The organism is Cryobacterium sp. TMT1-66-1 (assembly GCF_004403435.1).
Taxonomy (GTDB): Bacteria; Actinomycetota; Actinomycetes; order Actinomycetales; family Microbacteriaceae; genus Cryobacterium; species Cryobacterium flavum.
The window spans coordinates 73326-94383 of record NZ_SOGP01000023.1 but is presented as its reverse complement, the minus strand read 5'-3'; the positions used below and the strand labels follow the sequence as shown (position 1 = coordinate 94383).

General features: G+C 66.0%; 15 protein-coding genes. 5 read left to right on the top strand and 10 right to left on the bottom strand.

The window, feature by feature from the left end; all coding sequences use genetic code 11:
* From fdhD to E3T29_RS16660, 7 genes are all read right to left on the bottom strand, one after another.
* The gene (gene fdhD, locus E3T29_RS16690; protein WP_092450710.1) at window positions 1–852 is read right to left on the bottom strand and encodes a formate dehydrogenase accessory sulfurtransferase FdhD; all 852 of its coding nucleotides are present in this window, start codon (window positions 850–852) and stop codon (window positions 1–3) included.
* A gap of 50 nt (window positions 853–902) precedes the next feature.
* A complete protein-coding gene (moaA, locus tag E3T29_RS16685) occupies window positions 903–2021 on the bottom strand; it encodes a GTP 3',8-cyclase MoaA (protein WP_134346671.1) in 1119 nt (372 codons plus the stop codon).
* 251 nt (window positions 2022–2272) lie between these two features.
* Window positions 2273–3490: a formaldehyde dehydrogenase, glutathione-independent gene (gene fdhA, locus E3T29_RS16680; RefSeq protein ID WP_092339684.1), complete on the bottom strand. Its 1218-nt coding sequence runs from the start codon at window positions 3488–3490 to the stop codon at window positions 2273–2275.
* Window positions 3491–3671: 181 nt separating this feature from the next.
* A complete protein-coding gene (locus E3T29_RS16675) occupies window positions 3672–5693 on the bottom strand; it encodes a PhoX family phosphatase (protein WP_241987899.1) in 2022 nt (673 codons plus the stop codon).
* Window positions 5694–5877: 184 nt separating this feature from the next.
* The gene (locus E3T29_RS16670; RefSeq protein ID WP_134346669.1) at window positions 5878–7236 is read right to left on the bottom strand and encodes a GntP family permease; all 1359 of its coding nucleotides are present in this window, start codon (window positions 7234–7236) and stop codon (window positions 5878–5880) included.
* Window positions 7237–7265: 29 nt separating this feature from the next.
* On the bottom strand, window positions 7266–8438 hold the full coding sequence (locus tag E3T29_RS16665) for a glycerate kinase (protein ID WP_134346668.1): 1173 nt from the start codon (window positions 8436–8438) through the stop codon (window positions 7266–7268).
* A gap of 75 nt (window positions 8439–8513) precedes the next feature.
* Complete coding sequence (locus E3T29_RS16660) at window positions 8514–9653, bottom strand: sugar diacid recognition domain-containing protein (RefSeq protein WP_166789844.1); 1140 nt, start codon at window positions 9651–9653, stop codon at window positions 8514–8516.
* Between the two features lie 223 nt (window positions 9654–9876).
* On the opposite strand from E3T29_RS16660, the gene E3T29_RS16655 reads away from it, so the two are divergent.
* Together E3T29_RS16655 and dnaE are read left to right on the top strand one after the other, a co-directional pair.
* The gene (locus tag E3T29_RS16655; RefSeq protein ID WP_134346666.1) at window positions 9877–10149 is read left to right on the top strand and encodes a hypothetical protein; all 273 of its coding nucleotides are present in this window, start codon (window positions 9877–9879) and stop codon (window positions 10147–10149) included.
* Window positions 10146–13640 carry a DNA polymerase III subunit alpha gene (gene dnaE / locus E3T29_RS16650; RefSeq protein ID WP_134346665.1) on the top strand — a complete coding sequence of 1165 codons (3495 nt, stop codon included), beginning with the start codon at window positions 10146–10148 and terminating at the stop codon, window positions 13638–13640. The genes E3T29_RS16655 and dnaE overlap by 4 nt, the downstream gene beginning before the upstream one ends.
* A 31-nt stretch (window positions 13641–13671) precedes the next feature.
* On the opposite strand, the gene E3T29_RS16645 is transcribed toward dnaE, so the two are convergent.
* Complete coding sequence (locus E3T29_RS16645) at window positions 13672–15933, bottom strand: transglycosylase domain-containing protein (RefSeq protein ID WP_134346664.1); 2262 nt, start codon at window positions 15931–15933, stop codon at window positions 13672–13674.
* Between the two features lie 184 nt (window positions 15934–16117).
* On the opposite strand from E3T29_RS16645, the gene E3T29_RS16640 reads away from it, so the two are divergent.
* Window positions 16118–16585 (top strand): glutamate-cysteine ligase family protein, encoded by a 468-nt coding sequence (locus tag E3T29_RS16640; protein WP_241987870.1) that lies wholly within the window; start codon window positions 16118–16120, stop codon window positions 16583–16585.
* On the opposite strand, the gene E3T29_RS16635 is transcribed toward E3T29_RS16640, so the two are convergent.
* Window positions 16582–18675 (bottom strand): YhgE/Pip domain-containing protein, encoded by a 2094-nt coding sequence (locus E3T29_RS16635; protein ID WP_241987898.1) that lies wholly within the window; start codon window positions 18673–18675, stop codon window positions 16582–16584. The two genes, E3T29_RS16640 and E3T29_RS16635, sit on opposite strands and share 4 nt — an antisense overlap.
* A 12-nt stretch (window positions 18676–18687) precedes the next feature.
* A complete protein-coding gene (locus tag E3T29_RS19810; RefSeq protein WP_166792446.1) occupies window positions 18688–19542 on the bottom strand; it encodes a hypothetical protein in 855 nt (284 codons plus the stop codon).
* Between the two features lie 90 nt (window positions 19543–19632).
* On the opposite strand from E3T29_RS19810, the gene E3T29_RS19805 reads away from it, so the two are divergent.
* Both E3T29_RS19805 and E3T29_RS16620 read left to right on the top strand, forming a co-directional pair.
* Complete coding sequence (locus E3T29_RS19805; protein WP_166789842.1) at window positions 19633–20286, top strand: TetR/AcrR family transcriptional regulator; 654 nt, start codon at window positions 19633–19635, stop codon at window positions 20284–20286.
* Window positions 20287–20366: 80 nt separating this feature from the next.
* Complete coding sequence (locus E3T29_RS16620) at window positions 20367–20984, top strand: hypothetical protein (RefSeq protein ID WP_134346659.1); 618 nt, start codon at window positions 20367–20369, stop codon at window positions 20982–20984.
* The last annotated feature ends 74 nt before the right edge of the window (window positions 20985–21058 follow it).

The following is a 21058-nucleotide window of genomic DNA, read 5'->3' as shown; positions in this document are numbered from 1 at the left end:
TCAGGCGGCCTGCTCGTCACTGTGTGCGTCGATGATCCGGTCGCCGCCGGCATAGACGACCATGGAGTTGCCGCGGAGAAAGCCGACCAGGGTCATGCCAACCTCGACGGCGAACTCCGCGGCGAGTGACGAGGGCGCCGAGACCGCCGCGAGCACGGGAATGCCCGCCATCAGGGCCTTCTGGGTGAGTTCGAAACTCGCCCTGCTCGATACCATGAGCACCGTGCCGGTCAGCGGCAGCCTGTTCTCCTTGACCGCCCAGCCGATGACCTTGTCGACGGCGTTGTGCCGGCCGACGTCTTCGCGCAGCACGAGCATTTCGCCGGAAGCGGCATCGAACAGGCCGGCCGCGTGAATGCCGCCAGTCTTCTCGAACACGTTCTGCCCCGCGCGCAGCTTGTCGGGAAAAGTCGTGAGCAATTCGGCAGTCACTCGCACCGCGTCATCCGCTATCTCAAAGACTGATTTGGTGCGCACGGCATCGATGCTCTCCTTGCCGCACAGGCCACAGGAGCTGTTGGTGATGAGGGAGCGCTCCAAGCTCCGTTCCGGTGGCGCGACGCCGGCACCGAGGGTGACGTCCAGCACGTTATAGGTGTTGACCCCGTCGATCGCCCCAGCGCAGTAGCGGGCCGAATTAAAATCGTCGCCCTGCGTGATGACGCCCTCCGAGACCAAAAACCCCGCCGCAAGGTCGATGTCGTTACCCGGGGTACGCATCGTGACGGCAAGGCGGCGGCCGTTCACTCGAATTTCCAGCGGTTCTTCGACGGCAAGCAGGTCCTCGCCAGCCAGAGGCTGGGCACCGACGGTAATTCGGGTAATTTTGCGTCGCGCGGTAATTCTGTTCATTCTAAAGTCTCCAAAACGCTGGTGCCGTTACCGCACTCCAGCCTTGCCGATTAGCCGCCGATGTAGGACATTTCGATTTTCTTGGCACCAGACGCCCGCAGCTCACTGGTCTTCGCGCTCCGCAGCTGCGAATAGCGGTCGGTGCGCTCCCGCCACAGGTGCGCCATAACGGTGGAGAGTTCCGCGTCGGAGCATCCGCCGCGCATGAGCGCCCGCAGGTCGTGGCCCTCGGTGGCGAACAGGCAGGTGAACAGCTTGCCATCGGTCGACACGCGGGCGCGCGAGCAGGTCTGGCAGAAGTTCTGGGTGACGCTCGAGATGACGCCGATCTCCCCGCCGCCGTCCTGGTAGCGCCAGCGGCGGGAGGTCTCGCCGCTGTAGTTCGGGGCGATCTCTTCAAGCGGCAGCTCGGCGTGGATGCGCGCGATGACATCTTTCGACGGAACGACGGCGCCCATCTCCCAGCCGTTGCTGGTGCCCACGTCCATGAACTCGATGAACCGCAGAATGTACGGGGTGTCCTTGAAATGACGGGCCATGGCCACGATGTCCTGGTCGTTCTTGCCGCGCTGCACGACCATGTTGACCTTGATCGGGCCGAGGCCGACCGCTTGGGCCACATCGATGCCGTGCAGCACCTTGGCGACCGGAAACTTCACGTCGTTCATGGTGCGAAACGTGGTGTCGTCGAGCGAGTCGAGCGACACCGTTACGCGCTTCAGGCCGGCATCCTTGAGCGCCTGCGCCTTCAGGGCCAGCGCCGACCCGTTCGTGGTCAGGGCAATGTCGATCTCACGGCCGTCGGGGGTGCGCAGCTCGGCCAGCAGGGCAATGAGGTCTTCAAGCCCCCTACGCAGCAGTGGTTCACCGCCGGTCAGCCGAATCTTCTCAACGCCATGGGCGACGGCCACGCGCGCGAGCCGGGTGAGTTCCTCGAAGCTGAGCAGTTCGTCGTGTTCCATGAACGCGAAGTCCCGGCCGAAGATTTCCTTCGGCATGCAGTAGACGCAGCGAAAGTTGCAGCGGTCGGTGACGCTGAGGCGCAGGTCGTGCAACGGCCGGTTCAGCCGGTCGGTCACGGTGCCGGTGGGCGTTTCAAGGTGCACCGGAATGTCCGAGCGCTCTCGATAGAAGCGCGGAGCTGGTTCTGCAAGGTCGGCGCCGGTCATGTTTCCACCCTAACCCCGCGCTCCGCCCGGAGATACCCAGAACACCAGTAATAAGCGGATGCCGCGGCTCGCGGCTTGAATCCGTGGCTAATTCAGGAATTTATTTCAATTTCTGAGCGGATCCGACGTTATTCGCGCAGATTCGGGTCGGATTTCCTGAATAAGCCACACGGCGCGCGGATGCTGATGACGCCGATACAGGAATGGCCCGCCCGGGAGAATTCCCGAGCGGGCCGTTCACCTATCTGCTGTTAGCCCTTGACGTAACCGTTGGGGTTCAGCACGTACTTCGTCGCCGCGCCGGCGTCGAATTCGGCGTAGCCACGCGGGGCGTCTTCGAGGCTGATGGCTTTGGCGTTGACGGCCTTGGCAATCTGCACCTTGTCGTGCAGGATCGCCATCATCAACTGGCGGTTGTACTTCATCACCGGGCACTGGCCGGTCGTGAAGGACAGCGACTTGGCCCAGCCGAGGCCGAGCCGAATCGACAGCGAGCCCACCTGCGCGGCCTTCTCCTTGGCGCCCGGGTCGCCCGTGACATAGAGGCCCGGAATGCCGAGGGCACCGCCGGCTGCCGTGACCGTCATGAGCGAGTTGAGCACGGTGGCCGGAGCCTCGTGATCGGCGTCCTTGCCGTGGCCGCGCGCCTCGAAGCCCACGGCGTCAACACCGGCGTCGACCTCTGGCACGCCGAGGATCTGCTCGATCTGCTCCCCCGGCTCACCCTTGGTGAGGTCGATGGTCTCGCAGCCGAAGCTGCGGGCCTGCGCGAGACGATCCGCGTTCATGTCACCGACAATGACGACGGCCGCACCGAGCAGCTGCGCCGAGACGGCGGCCGCAAGGCCCACCGGGCCGGCTCCGGCCACGTACACGGTGGTTCCGACGCCGGCACCGGCCGTATAGGCCCCGTGGAAGCCGGTCGGGAAGATGTCGGACAGCATGGTGAGATCCATGATCTTCTCGAGCGCCTGGTCCCGGTCGGGAAACTTCAGCAGGTTCCAGTCGGCATAGGGAACCAGCACGTACTCGGCCTGGCCTCCCACCCAACCGCCCATGTCGACGTAGCCGTAGGCACTACCCGGACGGTCCGGGTTGACGTTGAGGCAGATGCCGGTCTTACGTTCCTTACAGTTGCGGCAGCGACCGCAACTGATGTTGAACGGTACCGACACGATGTCGCCGACCTTGATGAATTCCACGTCGGGGCCGGCTTCGACCACTTCGCCAGTGATTTCGTGCCCCAGCACCAGATTGCTCGGTGCGGTGGTACGCCCACGCACCATGTGCTGGTCCGAGCCGCAGATATTGGTGGTCACGGTCTTGAGAATCACACCGTGCGGCACCTTGCGGCCGACGTTGGCCGGGTTGACGCCCGGTCCGTCTTTGAGTTCAAACGTGGGGTAATCGATGTCGATGACCTCGACGACTCCCGCGCTCTTGTAGGCAACTGCTCTGTTCCCCGTCATGAACTACCTTCCTCGTTTTTCTTCGCGGAGCAAGTCAGACGACCTTCTCCACATTGGGTGAGCGCTGCCGATTGTGACTGCAGCCCTTTTACTTCACCACGGTTTTCAGAAATTACAATCAGCCAACTCCCAGTTCGTGCCCCCCGTTCTGGCCTACGGGACGACCAGATCGGGGAACGACTCAGGACTTCCAGACCTGCACAACGGATGGCCGGGGCCCCGCCCACGCACCGGCCGGCGCCGCAGCACCCAGCGCAACGTAGTCCGGGAATCGACTGGACTGGGCGGCCCAGCTGCCGTTCTCCCCCGGATGCTGCACGGCCACGTACACCATCGATTGCTCAGAGCGGATGACCGGCCCGCACGTCTCCGCCTGCCGCGGCACCGAAAGGAACTGCTGCACCCGCCCGCGCTCGGGGCCGGTGAGCGGCACCTTGAACAGGCCGTCGCAGAATCCGATCGTGCTCGGGGCACCGTCGGTGGAGATCCACAGGTTGCCCTCGGCGTCGAAGGCGACGTTGTCCGGGCAGGAGATGGGCGAGACCTTCTCGCTCGGGAAACCGGCGAAGTAGGTGCTCGTGTTCGTCTTCGGATCGCCGCAGACGAGCAGCAGGTTCCAGTCGAAGGTCACCGCGGTGGCGTCGGAGCCGGTTTCGGTGATCTCCACGATGTGGCCATCCCGGTTGATCGCGCGGGGGTTGGGCTCGGTGGCGCCCTCCTTGCCCGGCAGGCCACGGTCGGTGTTGTTGGTGCAGGCGACGTAGATCTTGCCGGTCACCGGGCTCGGCTCGACGTCTTCGCAGCGGTCCATTTTGGTGGCGCCGACGGCATCCGCTACCAGCCGGGTGTTCACGAGGGCGTCGTCGGTGCTGAAGCCGGGCACCTGGCAAACGCCGTCGATGACGAGCGCGACCCACTGGCCGGTGCCGTCGAACTTTTCGTCGGCGGGCAGCTGACCGGTGCCGGTGATCTCGCCGGCCGGCGAGTTGCCGGTGAAGCGGGCCACATAGAGGGAGCCACGGGTGAGCAGGGTCTTGTTGTGGGTGCGGGCTTTCGGGCCCTTCTTCTTATCGAACCGATCGAAGGAGACGAACTTGTAGAGGTAGTCGAAGCGTTCATCGTCGCCCATGTAGGCGGCGACGTGGCCGGTCTTTCCGACGATGACGTTGGCGCCCTCGTGCTTGAACCGGCCGAGGGCCGTGTGCTTGACCGGCGGCTCGTTCGGCGCCTCCGGGTCGATCTCCACTATCCAGCCGAACCGGTTCGGCTCGTTCTCGTTGCCGGCGATGGTGGCGTCGAACCGGTTGTCGACCTGCTCCCACAGCCGGCCGGTGGGGCGGTTGGCGAGACCGTAGCGGGCATCCGCTGCGCTGGTGCCCGGCGTGCGGAAGTACCCGTTGAAGTTCTCCTCGCCGGAGAGCACCGTGCCCCAGGGTGTGGTGCCGCCAGCGCAGTTGCCGAGGGTGCCGAGCACGGTGCGGCCGGCCGGGTCTGCCCTGGTCTTCAGCAGGTCGCTGCCGGCGGACGGACCGGTGACGGTGAACGGGGTGCTCGCGGTAATGCGACGGTTGAGGCGGTCACCGACCCGGTAGGTCCAGGGCTGACCGGCACGCTTTCGTTCGAGGGCGACCACGGACATGCCGTGGGCCATCATCGCGACGCGACGCTGCTCATCCGCTTCGGCCGGTGTCGTGGCCGGGGCGAACATGATGCCTTCGTTGGTGTACTCGTGGTTGGTGACGAGGGTGCCGGAACGGCCCTTGGTCTCGAGAATGGCGAGGTAGTCGTTGTTGTAGCCGAACTGCAAGGCCTGCGACGCGGCGGTCTGGTGATCAGGGTCGAACACGTCGGTGGCGGCGAACAGCGGGTCGCCCCAGCGGATGATCGGGTTCCAGGAATACCCCGCCGGTACCGAGAAGGCATCGACGGCCGCCGGAACCGGCGCGATCGGCGTGAACGCGAGGCCGCCGCCGGCCGGACCGCCCGGTGCCGCCAACGCGGGAGTCGTCTGGCCAGCCCCCAGTACGATCGCCGCAGCGCCGACGCCAACGCCCACGAGCAGGGAACGGCGGCTCAGGGCCGCTCCGACGATGTCGCGAAAGTAGTCATTCGTGCTCTCATTGGGCACCGGGTGAAAGCAGGCGTCTGCACACTTGAGGTGACAGGTGACCGCACTGCGCTTACCGAGCGTATGGCCATCCATCGGTAGCAGAGGGATCAGCGGCCGGTCACGATCGGTGACGCTCTGACGGAGATCTTTGGCTTCACGATTCAACATGCGGGCACTCCTGATGGTTTGGTGAACCCCGAACTGGGGGCAGAACCACCCTCCCGCCACCCGGTGACTCCACGGTGAACCGAATATGAACGTTCGGTGCCGATCAGTGTTACAGAACGATGAGACCGATCACCCAGACGGCGGCGAAACCGGCGACGCCCTGGATGGCGGTCGCCGGGGTGAGCGTGCGGTAGGCCGTCGCGACCGGGATACGGCTGAGCTGCGACACCACCCAGAAGAAGCTGTCGTTGGCGTGCGAGACGACCATGGCTCCGGCGCCGATCGCGAGCACCGAGAGCACTTTGCCGAGGTCGGAGTCGAGGCCGAGGGCCGGCAGCAGCGGCAGGAGCAGCACCGACGTGGTCACCATGGCGACCGTGGATGAACCCTGCGCGGTCTTGAGCGCGGCCGAGATGAGGAACGGTACGGCCAGTCCGAGCCCGAGCGTCGAGAGGGTGCTGCCGAGAAAGTCGGTGAGGTCGGAGGCCGCAAGCACGGCTCCGAAGGCGGCGCCCGAGGCGGTGATCAGCAGGATGGGCGCCGAGATGCGGATGCCCTCGGTCACCCGATCGCCGAACGCGTCGAGCTTGCCCTTACCGCGCAGCAGGAACAGCGAGGCGATCAGGCCGACGGCCAGGGCGATGACCGGGGTGCCGACGAAGACGATGGCGATATACAGGCCGGAGTCGCCGAAGGGCGCGGCCGGCAGTTTGGCGATCGATGCGAGGCAGATCAGCAGGATCGGGGCGAGAATCGGCAGGAAGGCCAGAAAGGCGTTGGGCAGCTTGCCGTAGGCGGCGCGAATCTTCTCGTAGTCCTGCTCGCTCTCCTCGCCGCTCGGCTCGGGCATGAGCTCGATGTTTTTCTTCAGGAACCGGTTCGCCCAGAGCAGTCCGGCCAGTGCCGAGACCACGGCGGCGATCAGGCCGAAGCCGATGATGAGGGCCAGCTGGTCGATGATGTTCAGGTTGCCGGCGGCGGCGAGTGGGCCGGGAGTCGGCGGTACGAAAACGTGGGTGGCGTACAGGCCGGTCATCAGGGCGATGGTCATGGCTACGAGCGATACCTTGGCCCGGGCGGCGAGCGACTTCTTGAGGGAGTTCAGAATGACGAAGCCGGAGTCGCAGAACACCGGGATCGACACGATGAAGCCGATGACGCTCATGGTCAGCGTCGGAAACCGGGTGCCTAACACGCGAATCAACGCTTCGGCCATGGCGATCGCGGCGCCGGTGCGCTCCAGGATCACGCCGATGATGGTGCCGAACAGGATGATCAGGCCGATATTGCCGAGCGTGGCCCCAAAGGCCGTCGTCATGGTCGGGGCGATCGTGTCAACCGGCAGACCGAACGCGAAACCACCGACCAGCGCCGCAGCGAGCAGCGCCAGGAAGGGATTGATTTTCAGCTTCGCGGTGGCGAAGACGATGGCGGCGACGAGAGCCACCAGGATGGCGATGCTCAGCATTGAGACGGCCTTTCTATTTCAGGGTGGAACTAGTGGGTCTGGAGAAAGAAGGAAACGACCTGCGCCGTGGTCTCGCGTAGGCGTTGGGCCGCGTGCTCCTGCAGGTCGTCGAGGGTCGCCGGTCCGCCGGCGATCGAGAATGCGGCGCTGACACCGGATGCCGCGGTGTCGGCTGGCGACAGCGCCACCCGCCCGGCGATGACAACGACCGGGCATCCGGTCGGCGCCAGGCGTGCGACTGCCACGGCCACCTTGCCGCCGAGCGATTGGGAATCGAAGCTGCCTTCACCGGTGAGTACGAGGTCGGCGCGGGCCATCTTGTCGGCCAGGCCCACGGCATCCGCTACCAGGGTGGAACCGGGTACCAGCTCGGCGTGGAGCAGCGGCACGAGGGTGGCCGGCATACCGCCGGCCGCTCCGGCGCCTGGCCGGCCCTTCATGTTCTCGCCGGTTTCAGCGAGCACGATGGCGGCGAGGTGGGCCAGGCCCGCGTCGAGCTCCACGACATCGTTGGGCTGCGCGCCCTTTTGCGGGCCGAACACAGCGGCTGCGCCGTTCGTGCCGCAGAGCGGGTTGTTCACATCGACCGCGACGCGCCAGCTGACCTCGCGGGAGCGCGGGTGCAGGCCGGTCAGATCGATGGACGCAATCTCGGCCAGGCCGGCGCCGCCGGGCGCGACCGGTTTGCCGGCGGCGTCGAGAAAGCGCGCGCCGAGCCCGGCGAGCAGACCGGTTCCGCCGTCGGTGCTGGCGGAGCCGCCGACGCAGAGCAGAATCTCGTCGACCTGCTCATCGAGCAGTTCGCGGGCGAGCAGCCCGACGCCGAAGCTGTCAGCGCGCTGGGGCTGGGGCTGGGCATCCGCTGTCAGGGGCAGACCGTTGGATTCGGCCGCTTCGATGAGGCCCGTGCGGCCGTCGGACGAGGTGGCGTAGCGAGCCCAGCGGCTGCGCCCGAGCGCGTCGACGGTGAGCATGGTGCGGGGCAGGACGCCCCAGACTGCGGCGATGGCATCGAGCGTTCCCTCGCCGCCGTCGGCCATTGGGCAGAGGATCAGCTGCGGGTCGGGCCTGCCGAGCGCGAGGCCGGCGTCGCGGGCACCCTCGGCCATGGCGGCGGCGGCTTCGGCCGCGCTGAGGCTTCCTTTGAACGAGTCCGGCGCGATGACTATGGTGAGCGGCTTCAGCGCCGTGCGATCGTGCATTGATTCAGGCTAGAACACAACCAGACACATATTCAGGTGGAATCACACCACATTTCTCGGCAAATCATGAGCCATTTACTGTGCATCATGCACATAACGAGCGGCATCGGCCGCCAGTGCGACCCGCATCCGCACGGCGGCGTGAAACTGTCGGAGGTTGAGGCCGGTCAGCAGCTCGATGCGGTCGAGTCGCTGCACGAGGGTATTGCGGTGCACGCCGAGTTCCCGCGCCGCACCGGCGATCGACAGTTCGGCCTGCAGGAACACCCGCGCCGTCTCGTTCAGGGCCGCGCTGAGCGGCGCGAGCACCGATTCAGCGAGATCCTCCATCATAGCGGTGGGCAGGCCGGCGATCGCCAGCTCCAGCCCCAGGGCGTCGAGGCGAGTCTCGGACCCGACGTCTACCAGCTCGAGCAGCCCGGGCCGGGCCAGCAGCGCGCCCAGCCGTTCAGCGTCGCTCGCGAGTTGGTGCATGGTGGCTCCGACGCGTCCGATCAGAAAACGCAGGGGCGGCTCGCCGGAGCGCTGCAGACGCTGTCGAAGCAGCTCGTGGCCCAGCGCAGACGACGATCCGCTGAGCACCCAGACGGCACCGTTGATGTCGGCGGCCACCACTCCCGTGAACTCGCGCAACCCACGAAGCAGCGCCACCGACTGGTTCTCGGCCACGATTCCAATGAGGTTCCACGGTGGCTGCAGTGGCGCGTCGATGCCCCGCAAGCCCGCCATCAGGCGACTCTCGGTGAGATTACCCCGCGCAAGGGTCCCGAGGATGTCCCGAATCGCGGATTCTCGCCACGACGCGTTATCGCGCTGCCGCTCCTGGCTGAGCAGCATCTGAACGGTCAGCACGAGCACCTGCGCGACCGGCAGCACCTCGGCGGGGATTCCGGTAACCCCGACGACGGCCACGACCTGTCCGTCGACGATCAACGGAATATTCACTCCCGGCCGGGTTCCCTGATGCTCGTCGCCGGGAGCGATGTGCACCGCTTCCCCGCGAACAGCGGCATCCCGGGCCCCGTCATGCAGGGTGCCGATGCGGGCAGCATCCAGTGAGCCGATGATCATCCCGCCCGCATCCATGATGTTGACGTTGTGCACGAGGCTCGGCGCGACCTGCTCCACCAGGCGCTGGGCGAGCTCACGGGTGATCTGTGCGGTGCCGGGTGCACTGCCGGTCGGTGCGGTGCCGTTCGGTATTGCGTCGGTCATTTGACCATCGTAGATCGCAGGCTCCGGCGGTCTCACGAGCATCCGCCCATGGCGCATGTCAGTGGAGTGACATACACTTTTACTTAGAAAACATATTCGATAGCAGTTGATTTCGACGAGATTTTGCTCGAACTCATTGTTGGAGTTTTTTAACCATCGCTCATCAGGTTTTTACCATTATCGCCCACCCCGAGCCACCCGTCACGAGCCTAGGGAGCCCACCTTGCCCCACATTATTGACGCACCGGTCGACGTTGAGCTGTCCCCCGACGGCGACCCGCGCGCGTTCATCTGGAATCGGTTCGAACACACCGTCATCGGTCAGCCGCAGGCCGTATTCAAACGCACCCGGTGGTGGGAAAACGAGGGAACCCCCACCCGCATCGACACCGAACTGTGGCGGCTCGATGCCTGCCGTGGCGGCGAAGAGCAGCACCGCTACGACCTGCGCCGCGGCACCGACGGGTCCTGGACTTTAGCATTGGACTGGGGATGAGCACCGCACCGGGGACGACTTTCAGTCACCTGCACGTCGCGAGCGCCTACTCGACCCACTACGGGGTGACGCTTCCCGAAGCCCTGGCCGAGCAGGCGGCCGCGCAGGGCGCGAATTTTCTGGCTGTCACCGACCGTGACGGACTCTACGGCGCAGTCAAACACGTGCGCGCCTGCGTGGCCGCCGGTATCCGCCCCGGGCTCGGCGCCGAACTCGCCGTGCACGACGACCAGTATCGCCCGCTCGGTCGAGTGGTCGTACTCGCCCACGGCCAGACGGCGGGTAGAGGCTACGCCGCACTTTGCCGCGCGGTCAGTGCCGCCCACAGCACCGATCGAGACGCACTTCAGCACGGCGCCGCCGGCCACGGCGCACCCCAGAACAGCCCAGCCCAGCACAGCACCGCCCACGGCGCAGCTGCCGGCCCGAGCATTTCGCGCGCCCGCCTGGCCGACCTGGCCGGCCTAGCCTCCCTCACCGTGCTGCTCGGCCCCGATTCCGACGTAGGCCTGGCCATCGGCCGCCGCGACAATTCAGATGCCGCGGCGCGGCTGGCCCACTGGCAGCGCGCCCTGCCCGCAGGCACCGTCGTGCTCGAAATCGTCTGCCACCTCGCCGAAAGCGGCACCGTCGGCAGTGTCACTCCGGCCACGCGCATGCTCGCCCTGGCCGAGAACGCCGGACTGCCGGCGGTTCTCAGCAATGCCGTGCGCTACGGCACCCCCGACGAGGCGGTCACCGCCGACCTTGCCGATGCCGCCCGCTTTCTGCTGCCGCTCGCCGAGCTCGAAACCCCCCAAACCAATGGTCAGGCCTGGCTCAAACCGGCCGGCGCGATGCGCCAGGTGGCCCGCATGGTCGTCGACGCCGGCCTGCACGACAACGGGGCACTCGAACGACTGCTGGGCGACACCGAGCAGCTCGGCGACCGTTGCAGCCTCGACCCCGTGAGCGACATCGGCCTCGGCCGCCCGCGCATGCCGGAGGCGCGCATCATCGGCGTCACCGGCGACCCGGTCACCGAGCTGTGGCGCCGCGCCCGAAGCGGCATCGCCGAGCTGTACTCGGCGAGCGGCTCACGCGCGGTCGAAGCGGCCCACCATCAGCTCGCCCACGAGATGAAAACGGTCGAACACTTAGGCTTTGCCAGCTACTTTCTCACCGTGTCGCGAGTGGCCGACATTATTCGCGGAATGGGCATCCGCATTCAGGCCCGCGGTTCGGGGGTCGGGTCGGTGCTCAACTATGCGCTGCACACCTCCTCGGTCGAGCCGATCGCGAACGGCCTGCTCTGGGAGCGTTTTCTCTCCCCCGAGCGCCAGACCCTGCCCGATATCGACATCGACGTCGAGTCAGCGAGGCGGCACGATATCTACCGCGAGGTCTTTCGCGCTTTCGGCAGCGACCGGGTCTCGCTCATGTCGATGACCAACGCCTACCGGGGCCGCGGCGCCGTGCGTGACGCCGGCCTCGCGCTCGGCCTGCCCGACGCCCAGATCAACGTGATCGCCAAGCAGATGTGGCGGTTCAACGCCCGCGACTTTCGCCGCGCCCTCGAGGAGAAACCCGAACTCGAGGCCCTCGCCACCGAGGTGCGCGAATCGCAGCAACTCGATCTGCTGGTGGACCTCACCGCGAAACTCGACCGGCTCCCCCGGCATATCTCGGTGCACCCCTGCGGCGTGATCCTCTCCGACGCGAGCCTGCTCGACCGCACCCCGGTGCAGGCGAGCGGCATGGGCCTGCCCATGTCGCAGTACGACAAGCACGACATGGACCCGATGGGCCTGATCAAGCTCGACATTCTCGGCGTGCGCATGCAGTCGGCCATGGCGCACGCTGTTGAAGAGCACCACCGGCTCACCGGCGAGAGCATCGACCTCGACCGGGTGCCGCTCGACGATGCGAAAACGTTCGAGCTGATTCGTTCCACCCGCACCCTCGGCATCTTTCAAATCGAATCCCCCGGCCAGATGGAGCTGGTCGGCAAGCTGCAACCCGAGGTGTTCAACGACCTCACCGTGGAGATCTCGCTGTTTCGACCCGGCCCGATGAAAAACAACATGCCGCTCAAATATTTGCAGGCCAGGCACGGCGAGGTCGCGCCCGATTACATTCACCCCCGGTTCGAGCCTATTTTGCGCGAAACCAAGGGCGTCGTGATCTTTCACGAACAGGTCATGCGGTTGTTCGACGAACTCACCGGCTGCGGCCTCGGCAAAGCGGATGTCTTTCGCCGCCACCTGGGAAAGCCGGAGCAACTCCCCCAGATTGAGGAGTATCTGCGCGAGAAAGCGCTCGCCCGCGGCTTCAGCGTGAAGGTGATCGACCAGATCTGGACGGTGCTTGCGGGGTTCGGTAGCTTCGGCTTCGCCAAGGCGCACGGCGCCGCCTTCGCCCTGCCCACCTACCAGTCGGCCTGGCTGAAAACCCACCATCCGGCCGCCTTCCTGGCCGGGCTGCTCACCCACGACCCCGGCATGTGGCCGAAAGACCTCATCGTGGCCGAAGCCCGGGTACTCGGGGTGCCGGTGCTCCCGCTCGACGTACAGTCGAGCGCCCTGGATTACCGCGTGGAAGATCTCGCCGACGGGAGCCAGGGCATCCGTTTGGCGCTGCCTGAGTTGGTCGGCAGCACCGAAGCCGAGCGGGCGCGCATTGCCCAGCACCAGCCGTTTGGGTCGCTGCAGGACTTTCGTGACCGGGTGCACCCCCGCAGGCGCACGTTCGAAGCGCTGGCCCGGGTCGGCGCCCTCGACACGTTCATCGGCTACGACCGGGCCCGGCGGCACGAGCTACTCGCGCACATTCAGTCGTTGCGCGGCACGGCCGTGGTCATTCGTGCCGACCAGCTCGCGTTCGAGGTGGAGCTGCCGGTGCCGCGCTACTCCGGCGACCGTGCGGGTGCCATCACCTCGCTCGAGCTGCGCGGTCGAACCCAGACCGACCTGGAGCTGCTCGATCTGAACCTGGCCGTCGGATCACACCAGATGAAACGCTTTCACTCGCTGTTCAAGGAGTTGGGGGTGACCCCGGCGAGCGAGCTCGGCAACCTGCCCGGCGGCACCGAGGTTCTGCTCGCCGGGGTGCGGCGGGCTACGAACACGCCGCCGATGCGCGGCGGCCGCCGCGTGGTGTTCATCAGCCTCGACGACGGCACCGGCCCGGTCGCGAACGTCGTGTTCTTTCACGACGCACAGGAACGGGTGGGCGGGCAGGTGTTCCAGACCAATTACATGCTCGTGCGCGGTCGAACACGGCGCTCCGGCGCCAAGGGAGTGTCGGTGACCGGGGAGAATCTGTGGAACCTGTTCGATGTGGCCCGCCAGGTGAAGGAACGCCACGCCGTTGAACGCGCCGCCGCAGAGGAAGCGGCCAGTGCTGCCGCCTACGCCGCCGAACTTGCGGCGCATCCGTTGCTGCGCACCCCGGCGCAGCAGTCTTCGGGCGGCGGTACCCTGCATCAGCTCACTGCGGCGCAGAGTGCCTAGCCAACAAGCGGCCGGCACCGCTGGCCGGGCGCTACTGGCCCGGCGGCGCCGGAGCCGTCTCCGGCGGGGCGGGTGCGGCCGGCGGAGCCACCGGCGCCACGACCGGTGGCGCCACGACCACGGGCGGTGGAATGTACTTGGGGGCGAGTTCGTCGAAGGCATCACCGCCGTACTTGGCGTTGACGACCGACATCACGACCGGCCACATGCGGTGCCGCGCCGTCGCGATCTGGTCACGCCCAAAGAACTGCCGCCGCTGACTGAGTGATCCCGTCACACTCACCACGGCGACTACCGTGGCCACCTTGGTGCTTGCGCCGCTCATCCAGGTGTCTTTGGCGCCATCCGTTGTTCCGGTCTTGCCGATCATCGGTACATTCGGTTTCGTATTCGAGTTGGATTGTTGTCCGGTGCCGCTCGTCATCACCCGGTGCATGGCGTAGGCCATGCCGGCGGCGACCGTCGAATCCACCGATTGCGTGCAGACCGACGGCGGCACCGCGACCTCCACGCCGCCGCGGTCGACGATACGGTCGATGGCGATCGGCGAACAGGTAACGCCCTTATTGGCGATGCCGGCGAAGGCGACGGCCATGGTCAGCGGCGCAACCTCATTGGTTCCGATCACGGTTGCTGCGGACTGCGACAGCGGGTTACCGTCGGCCCGGTGCACACCGAACGCCTCCGCAGTTTTGCGGATACCGCAGAGGTCGAGCCGCTTCGCCATGCCGATGAAGCCGGTGTTGATTGAGCCAACGGTGGCTTGCAGCGCACTGTAGTTGGCACCGGATTCGTTGGCGTCGTTGCGCGGGTTGAAGGGTGGCTTCTCCTTGTCGTAATTCTGGGGCCCGAGGCAGCTGTCTTGAAAGGTGCCCCAGTTGGACTTGCGCCGGGAGTCCACGCGTTCGTTGAGCGAGTGCCCTTCTTTGAGCCATTCGGCCAGGGTGAAGACCTTATAGGTCGACCCCGGCTGGAAACCGCTCGAACCGCCCTCGGCGAAGTCCGTGGCGTAGTTGATTCCGGTGTAGTTGGCACCGGTCGCCTGCACCGTGGGGTCCTGGCTGTAGTCCTTGTTCTGGGTCATGGCCAGCACCCGGCCGGTGCCGACCTGCACGCTCGTGATCACCGCACCCACGTCCCCGCCGGCGTAGACCTTGGGAACCTGCTGATTCATGGTGGTCACGGCCGCGCCCTGCACGTCGAGGTCGAGGGTCGTGTAGACGTCATAGCCGCCTCGGCGAAAGTTGAGCATGCGGGTGGCAGCGTCGGCGCCGAAGGTGGGATCGGTCTGCAGAATCTTGGTCACATAGTCGCAGAAGAACGCGTTGGCTGCGGCGGTCTGGCAGCCGGTGCTGGGTTCGGTGATCACGGGTTCGACCGGTGCCGCCAGGGCCGCTTCGTAGTCGGCCTTGGCGATCTTTTTGTGGCGCAGCATCTCACGCAGAATGTAGTCGCGGCGCTGCTTGTTCGCGGCGTAACCGTTGGCGGCCCCATTGGTCTCGCTGGCCGGCTTGTCGAGCTGGAACTTGACCGGGTTGTTCACGATCGCCACCAGGCTGGCCGCCTGCGGCAGGGTGAGGTTGGCCGCGGTGCTGTTGAAGTAATAGTTGGCGGCGGCTTCGATGCCATAGACGGTGCCACCGAAGCCGGTGATGTTGAAATACTGCTGCAGGATGTCGTGCTTGCTGTACTTCTTCTCGACCCCGATGGCGAGCCGCATCTCTTTGAGCTTGCGGTCGGGCGTGGTCTCGGTCGCCGCGGTGTAGCAGGCATCGTGTGCGCGCTTGTCGGTGATCACCTCGCACTTCTGCACCAGCACGTTCTTCACGTACTGCTGGGTAATGGATGACCCGCCCTGGGTGTCTCCCCCGGCCACCGTCGTTGCCGTGGCCCGCAGGGTGCCCTGCAAATCGACCCCGCCGTGCTCGTAGAACCGTGGATCTTCTCCCGACACCGCGGCATCCTTCGCAAACTGGCTGATCGCATCCCACCCCACCTCGATGCGATTCTGATCGTAGAACGAGGCGAGCAGTTCGAAGGTTCCGTCACTGCGGGTCGCAAAAATGTCGCTCTTCTGCGAGAGGGGCTCGATGTTGATGTAGCCGGGCAGATTCTCGAACACCGAAATGGTATTGCTGGCAGCCATACCCGAGAGCGCAACGACAGGGGTTACCGACACGGTGACCAGAATGCCGGCCACCGCGCTCATCGCGACGAATCCGAGCATCCCGCCGAGAACGCCGTGCAGAGAACGCCGCCACGATTGGGCCGCGCCGGCTGGAACCTCGGTCACTTGCACCACGTTTACCCCCAACTGAGTCGATCAGTGCGAGCGCCAACGCCTGCACATCGGTTGCCAATTAATTGTCATGTTAGTCACCTGTGGGCTCGAATGTGACCGGCTGGCCGATTTGAGAATGTATCGGCTTGATACCGGTTTGTCAGTAGTATCCGGTGAAGGTTCGGGAGGTAAAGGAATGCGAACGTTCGGCATTGAAGAGGAATTCATCTTTCTGAAGCCGGCAACCCTGCAGCCGGCGAACGTCGGCGACGAGGTGCACGTGCACGTGGGCATTCCCAGCCGTGATGCCGGGGTGCAGGCGCTCAACCGGGTGCGCGTGTGGCTGCCGACGCTGCTCGCGCTGGCCGTGAATTCGCCGTTCTGGCACGGAGCCGATACCGGCTTCTCCAGCTGGCGGAGCGTGCACATGCGCCGGTGGTCCACGATCGGAACCCTGGAGAGTGCGCTGATCGTGACGGACGAGCTGCTGCGCTATGCCGGCGATGCGATTGACGAGGTGGGCAATCGCGAGCGAATTGTGGGGCTGCTGGCGCGGGCGCGGCGACTCGGGACCGGAGCCGAACGCCAGCGGGCCGCCATGAGAAGCGGCGGGCAGCCGGCGCTGGCCGCCCTGCTCACGCAGGCGCTGACCGCGCACGACTAGATCTTCAGCGACGGGTGCAGCTTGGCGATCGACCAGATCTTCATCGAACGACTGGCGAAGACCGAAACGGCGAACGCTCCGATTCCGAAAGTGATCAGGGCGAGAAGGTCAACCAGAATCGCGCTCGTGAAGCCCTCGGCGATGAGTCGCCGCACGCCGTCGACCGCGTAGGTCATCGGCAAGGCCGGGCTGATCCACTGGAAGAAGCCGGGCGACGTCTGAACAGGGTAGGTGCCTCCGGCCGAGGCCAACTGCAGAATCAGCAGTAACAAGGCCACCAGCCGACCGCGCCCGCCGAGCAGGGCGATCAGGCTGTGGTGAATGGCCGTGAACACGAGCGCGACAATCACCGTGAAGGCGGCGAGGGCCGCGAAATTGGCGGCTTCCAGCCCCACCAGAAAGTGCAGCACGGCGAGCAGAAGTCCGGCCTGCAGCAATCCAAACAGCAGCCCAGGGGCGAGGCCGGTCAGCGCCACCCGCACCGGCCGGGCAGTGGATGCGACGGCCTGCGGCGACAGCGGACGGAACAGAAAGTACATGCCGATTCCGCCGACCCAGAGCGCGAGCGGAATGAAGTACGCCGCGATGCCCTCGCCATAGAATCCGACGGCATTCTCGCGCACATGCTCCGCGGCAACTGGTTCGGAAGTCACCGCGGCGAGTTCGCTGGCCTGCGCGGACGTGTAGCTCGGCACCTGCGTCACGCCCGACTGCAGCGAGGTGCTCAGACTGTCGGCACCGGTCGCGAGCTGGCCGAGGCCGTCGGCGAGTGTGCTCGCGCCGGTGCTGGCGGTCGTCGCGCCGGTGGCCAGCGTGCTGGCGCCGGCCGCAGCGCTGTCGGCACCGGTGGCGAGCGAGGCAGCACCCGCGGAGAGCGATGCCGCGCCGGTTGAGACGGATTGGGCTCCGGCCGAGACGCTCGACGCTCCCGTGGCGAGGGTCGCGGCGCCGTCGGCGAGCGTGCCGATGCCGGCGACGAGTGGTGTCGCGCTCTGGTTCAGGATGTTGGCCCCGGCTGCGACGGTCGCGGCGCCCGCCGCGAGATCCGCGATCGATCCGCCGCCGGTGGCGAGGGCCGCGTTCAGCTGGGTCAGGGTCCAGTCAGGGTGCGCAGCCGTGAGCGCGGCGATCGTGCCGAGAGTCGTGGAAACGGTTTGGGTACCCGCCGCCAGCCGGGCCGTGGCGGTCGGCAGTGTGCTCACGCTCGCGTCGAGGGTGGCCGCGCCCGTCGCGAGAGCTGCCGAACCGCTCGCGACCTCCGCCGCACCGTTCGCCACACTCGACGACCCGGTGGCCAGGGTGCTCGCGCCGGTGGCGAGGGTGTGGGTGCCGGCATCCACTTGGGACACCCCGCTCGCGAGCGTGGCGGCGCCGTCGGAGAGGGTGCCGAGGCCGATCACGAGTTGCGCCGACCCGTCGCTCGCGCTCGTGGCGCCGTCGCTGAGGGTGAGTGCGCCGTTGGCGGCCTGAGCGAGGCTGTCGTGCACGCTCGTGAACCCCAGGTAGACGTTGTCCAGGTAGGTCGCCGAGATGGACGTCGACAGCTCGGTGCGTATCGCGGCGGTGACCGATTTCGTGACCTGCCCCACGATGAAGTTCGAAGCGTCGTCGGTGTACACGCGCAGGCGTGCCTGCTCGGGGGCGAAAACGGATGCTGCGGTGCCGGTCGTCGTGGCGGCGGGGTTCACCGCGCCGGGGTTTGCAGCGGTCGAGGCCAGGGTGCTCGAGAAATCGGCGGGAACGACGAGCACGGCGAAATTCTGGTTATCGGCGAGCGAGCTGCGGGCATCCGCTTCGCTGGTGGCACTGCTCCAGGTGAAGCCAGCACTGTCGCTGCCCACGAGGGAGTCGACCAGGCCGGCGCCGGCGTCAATGGTCTGCTCGCGGCCGTCCGTGCCGGTGACGTTCGCGGCCACGTCGTTGTTGACGATGACGGCGTGTAGTTCGCCGATGTTGCCGCTCGTGTTCCAGTTGGCCGAGAGGTAGACGCCGCCATAGATGGCGGGAACGGCGGCGATCATGAGCAGCGCCACGATGGCCAAGCGGGAAGACCGAAACCGGGACAGCTCGATGCTGGGCAGTGAAAACATCTTGGCCACGGTTCAGGCCTTCCGGGTGGACGCGGTCAGGGTGCGGGCTGTGAGGGTGCGGTCGGCGGAATCCAGGTCGAGCAGGTACACCGGGCGGGCTGGCGCGGGGTGGACGTCGGCGCCGACGCGTTCGAGGATCTCGACGAGCTCCTTGGGGTCCTGCCCGCTCGCCGCGATCGTGAGATCGTGCCAGCCCGCCATGCGCAGAACGAGCAGTGCGGCCCAGGCGCGGGTGCGGTCATCCGTGTCGCGCAGGGTGTCGACGTCATCGACGATCAGCAGGCGTGGCCGGCCGATCAGGGCCAGGACGACGCCGAGCACCGCACGATCGAGCGGTTGCAGGTCGACGATGCGGTCGGTGCCGGTCAGTCGCGGCAGGCCGGCATGACGTTGCTCAAGGATTTCGCCGGCCCGCGCATCGACCTGACGCAGCAGCGCGTTCACCCGAACCAAGCAGAGTGCCACCGTTTTCTGGCTGACCAGCGGTTTCCACCACGGTTGACGGAGCACGAGGGCAGCCGCGATCTGGCGCTCAACCGTGAGATCGTCGTCGAGGCGGTTTACGATCGGCGTCTCGGCGAGGGCCGACAGGTGCCGCACCTGCCCGCCGCTCTGGCGCAGCGGATGTCCGAACACGGTCGCCGTTCCGGCGAACCCACGCAGGCGGCCGGCCAGAGCGAGCAGCAGCGCTGTCTTGCCCGAGGCGAACCGGCCCGACACGACGAAGAGTGCACCGACCGGAATAGCGAGGTTAGTGGCGCCGATCACGGTCTGGCGACCGTTTCGAATCGTGAAGTTGCTCGCTCGGATGGCGAGGGCGATTTCAGTCGAGTCGATGGCGGGGGTCGAAGCGGAGTCGAGGGTCATGCAGAGTTCCATCCAACGTTGGGTTGTGCGGGGCGCAATGCCGCCGTAGTATTTTCAATACCGAGAGTATCCAATACCCAAAGTATCCGCTTGTCAACAGCAATCCGAAAGGCACTCATGGACGAGACGCCCACGCCCACTCCCCGGAGGCGACCCCTGCGCACCGACGTACGTGCGGATATTCTGCGGGCGGCGACCGAGCAATTCTTCGAATCCGGCTACCTCGGAACCAAACTCGACGACGTGGCGACGCGGGCCGGCTACACCAAGGGCGCCGTGTACTCCAATTTCGGCTCCAAACAAGCCCTCTTCGGATCGATCCTGAATGAGCGCCTGGCCACCCTGCTCAGCGGTCGGCTCGCAACCATTCTCGGCGACGAGATACGGCTCGACGACGCGGCGCTCGCCCGCATCGCCCGCCGTCTGGCCGAGACCCTGGTCGAAGACGGCCCCTGGCACCTGCTGCTCATGGAACTGGCCGTTCATGCGGCCCGCAACCCCCAGGCCGCGGATCTCTATCGCCAGAGTCGGCAGAGCGTGCGCCTCGCCCTCGGCGCGGTGATCCTGGAACGCGCCGACCAATTCGGCATCGACCCGGCTGCCCACCGGGTGGACGTGCTCGCTCCCCTCGTTATGTCGGCCACCAATATCCTGGCGCTCGAGCGCATTCTCGACCCGGACTACTTCACGAACGAGGTGCAGTCGCGCATGATCGAGGCGCTTCTGGTGGGGACTCTGCGATAGTTTTTAGCGCAATTTGAGCCCCGCCACCAGCCTGTGGAGAACTTAAACGGGATTGTAGCAATCCGGTCTACTGTGGCCCCATGCGAATCCCGTCGCGCCGCCGCCCGCTGCACACTGCCGTGCTCAGCGCTCTCCTGCTGTCTGTCTCCGTTGTTTTCCTAAGCGGATGCATGGCCGCTCCCGTCCCGCCCGTCCCGGCAACGCCGGTCGCCGTGGCTAGTCCCGAGCCCACCGAGACTCCCCCGGTCTTCGCCTCGAATGAAGAGGCGCTCGCTGCTGCCACGGCTGCCTTCGCCGCGTACCTCGCCGCCTCAAACCGCTTCCTTGTAGTCACCCACGGGGATGTTGATTCCGCCACTTTCGGCAATCTCGTCAGTCAACGGTATCTTCCCGAGGTATTGGACTCCATGGACAGCTTCTCGCACTCGGGCCAATCCGGTCGGGGAACGATAACTTTTGACACGGCCTCGCTCATCAGTTACTCCGAACCAAGACCGCGAATAGCCGAGGTCGGCGTCTATCTGTGCTCCGACATATCAGGCATGCGCTTATTTGATGATGCCGGAGCCGACGTGACGACATCGAGCCGCAATGAACGTACTCCGACCCAGGTTGCATTTATTTCTAGTGAGACTGATGCATCGAAACTCTTAGTCGATAGGGAAGACACGTGGACCGGCCAAAATTTCTGTGGATAGCGATTATTCTCATGTCGCTTGTGATGAGTTCAATCGGAATTTCGAGCGCCTATGCCTGCAGCGTCGTGAGGCTG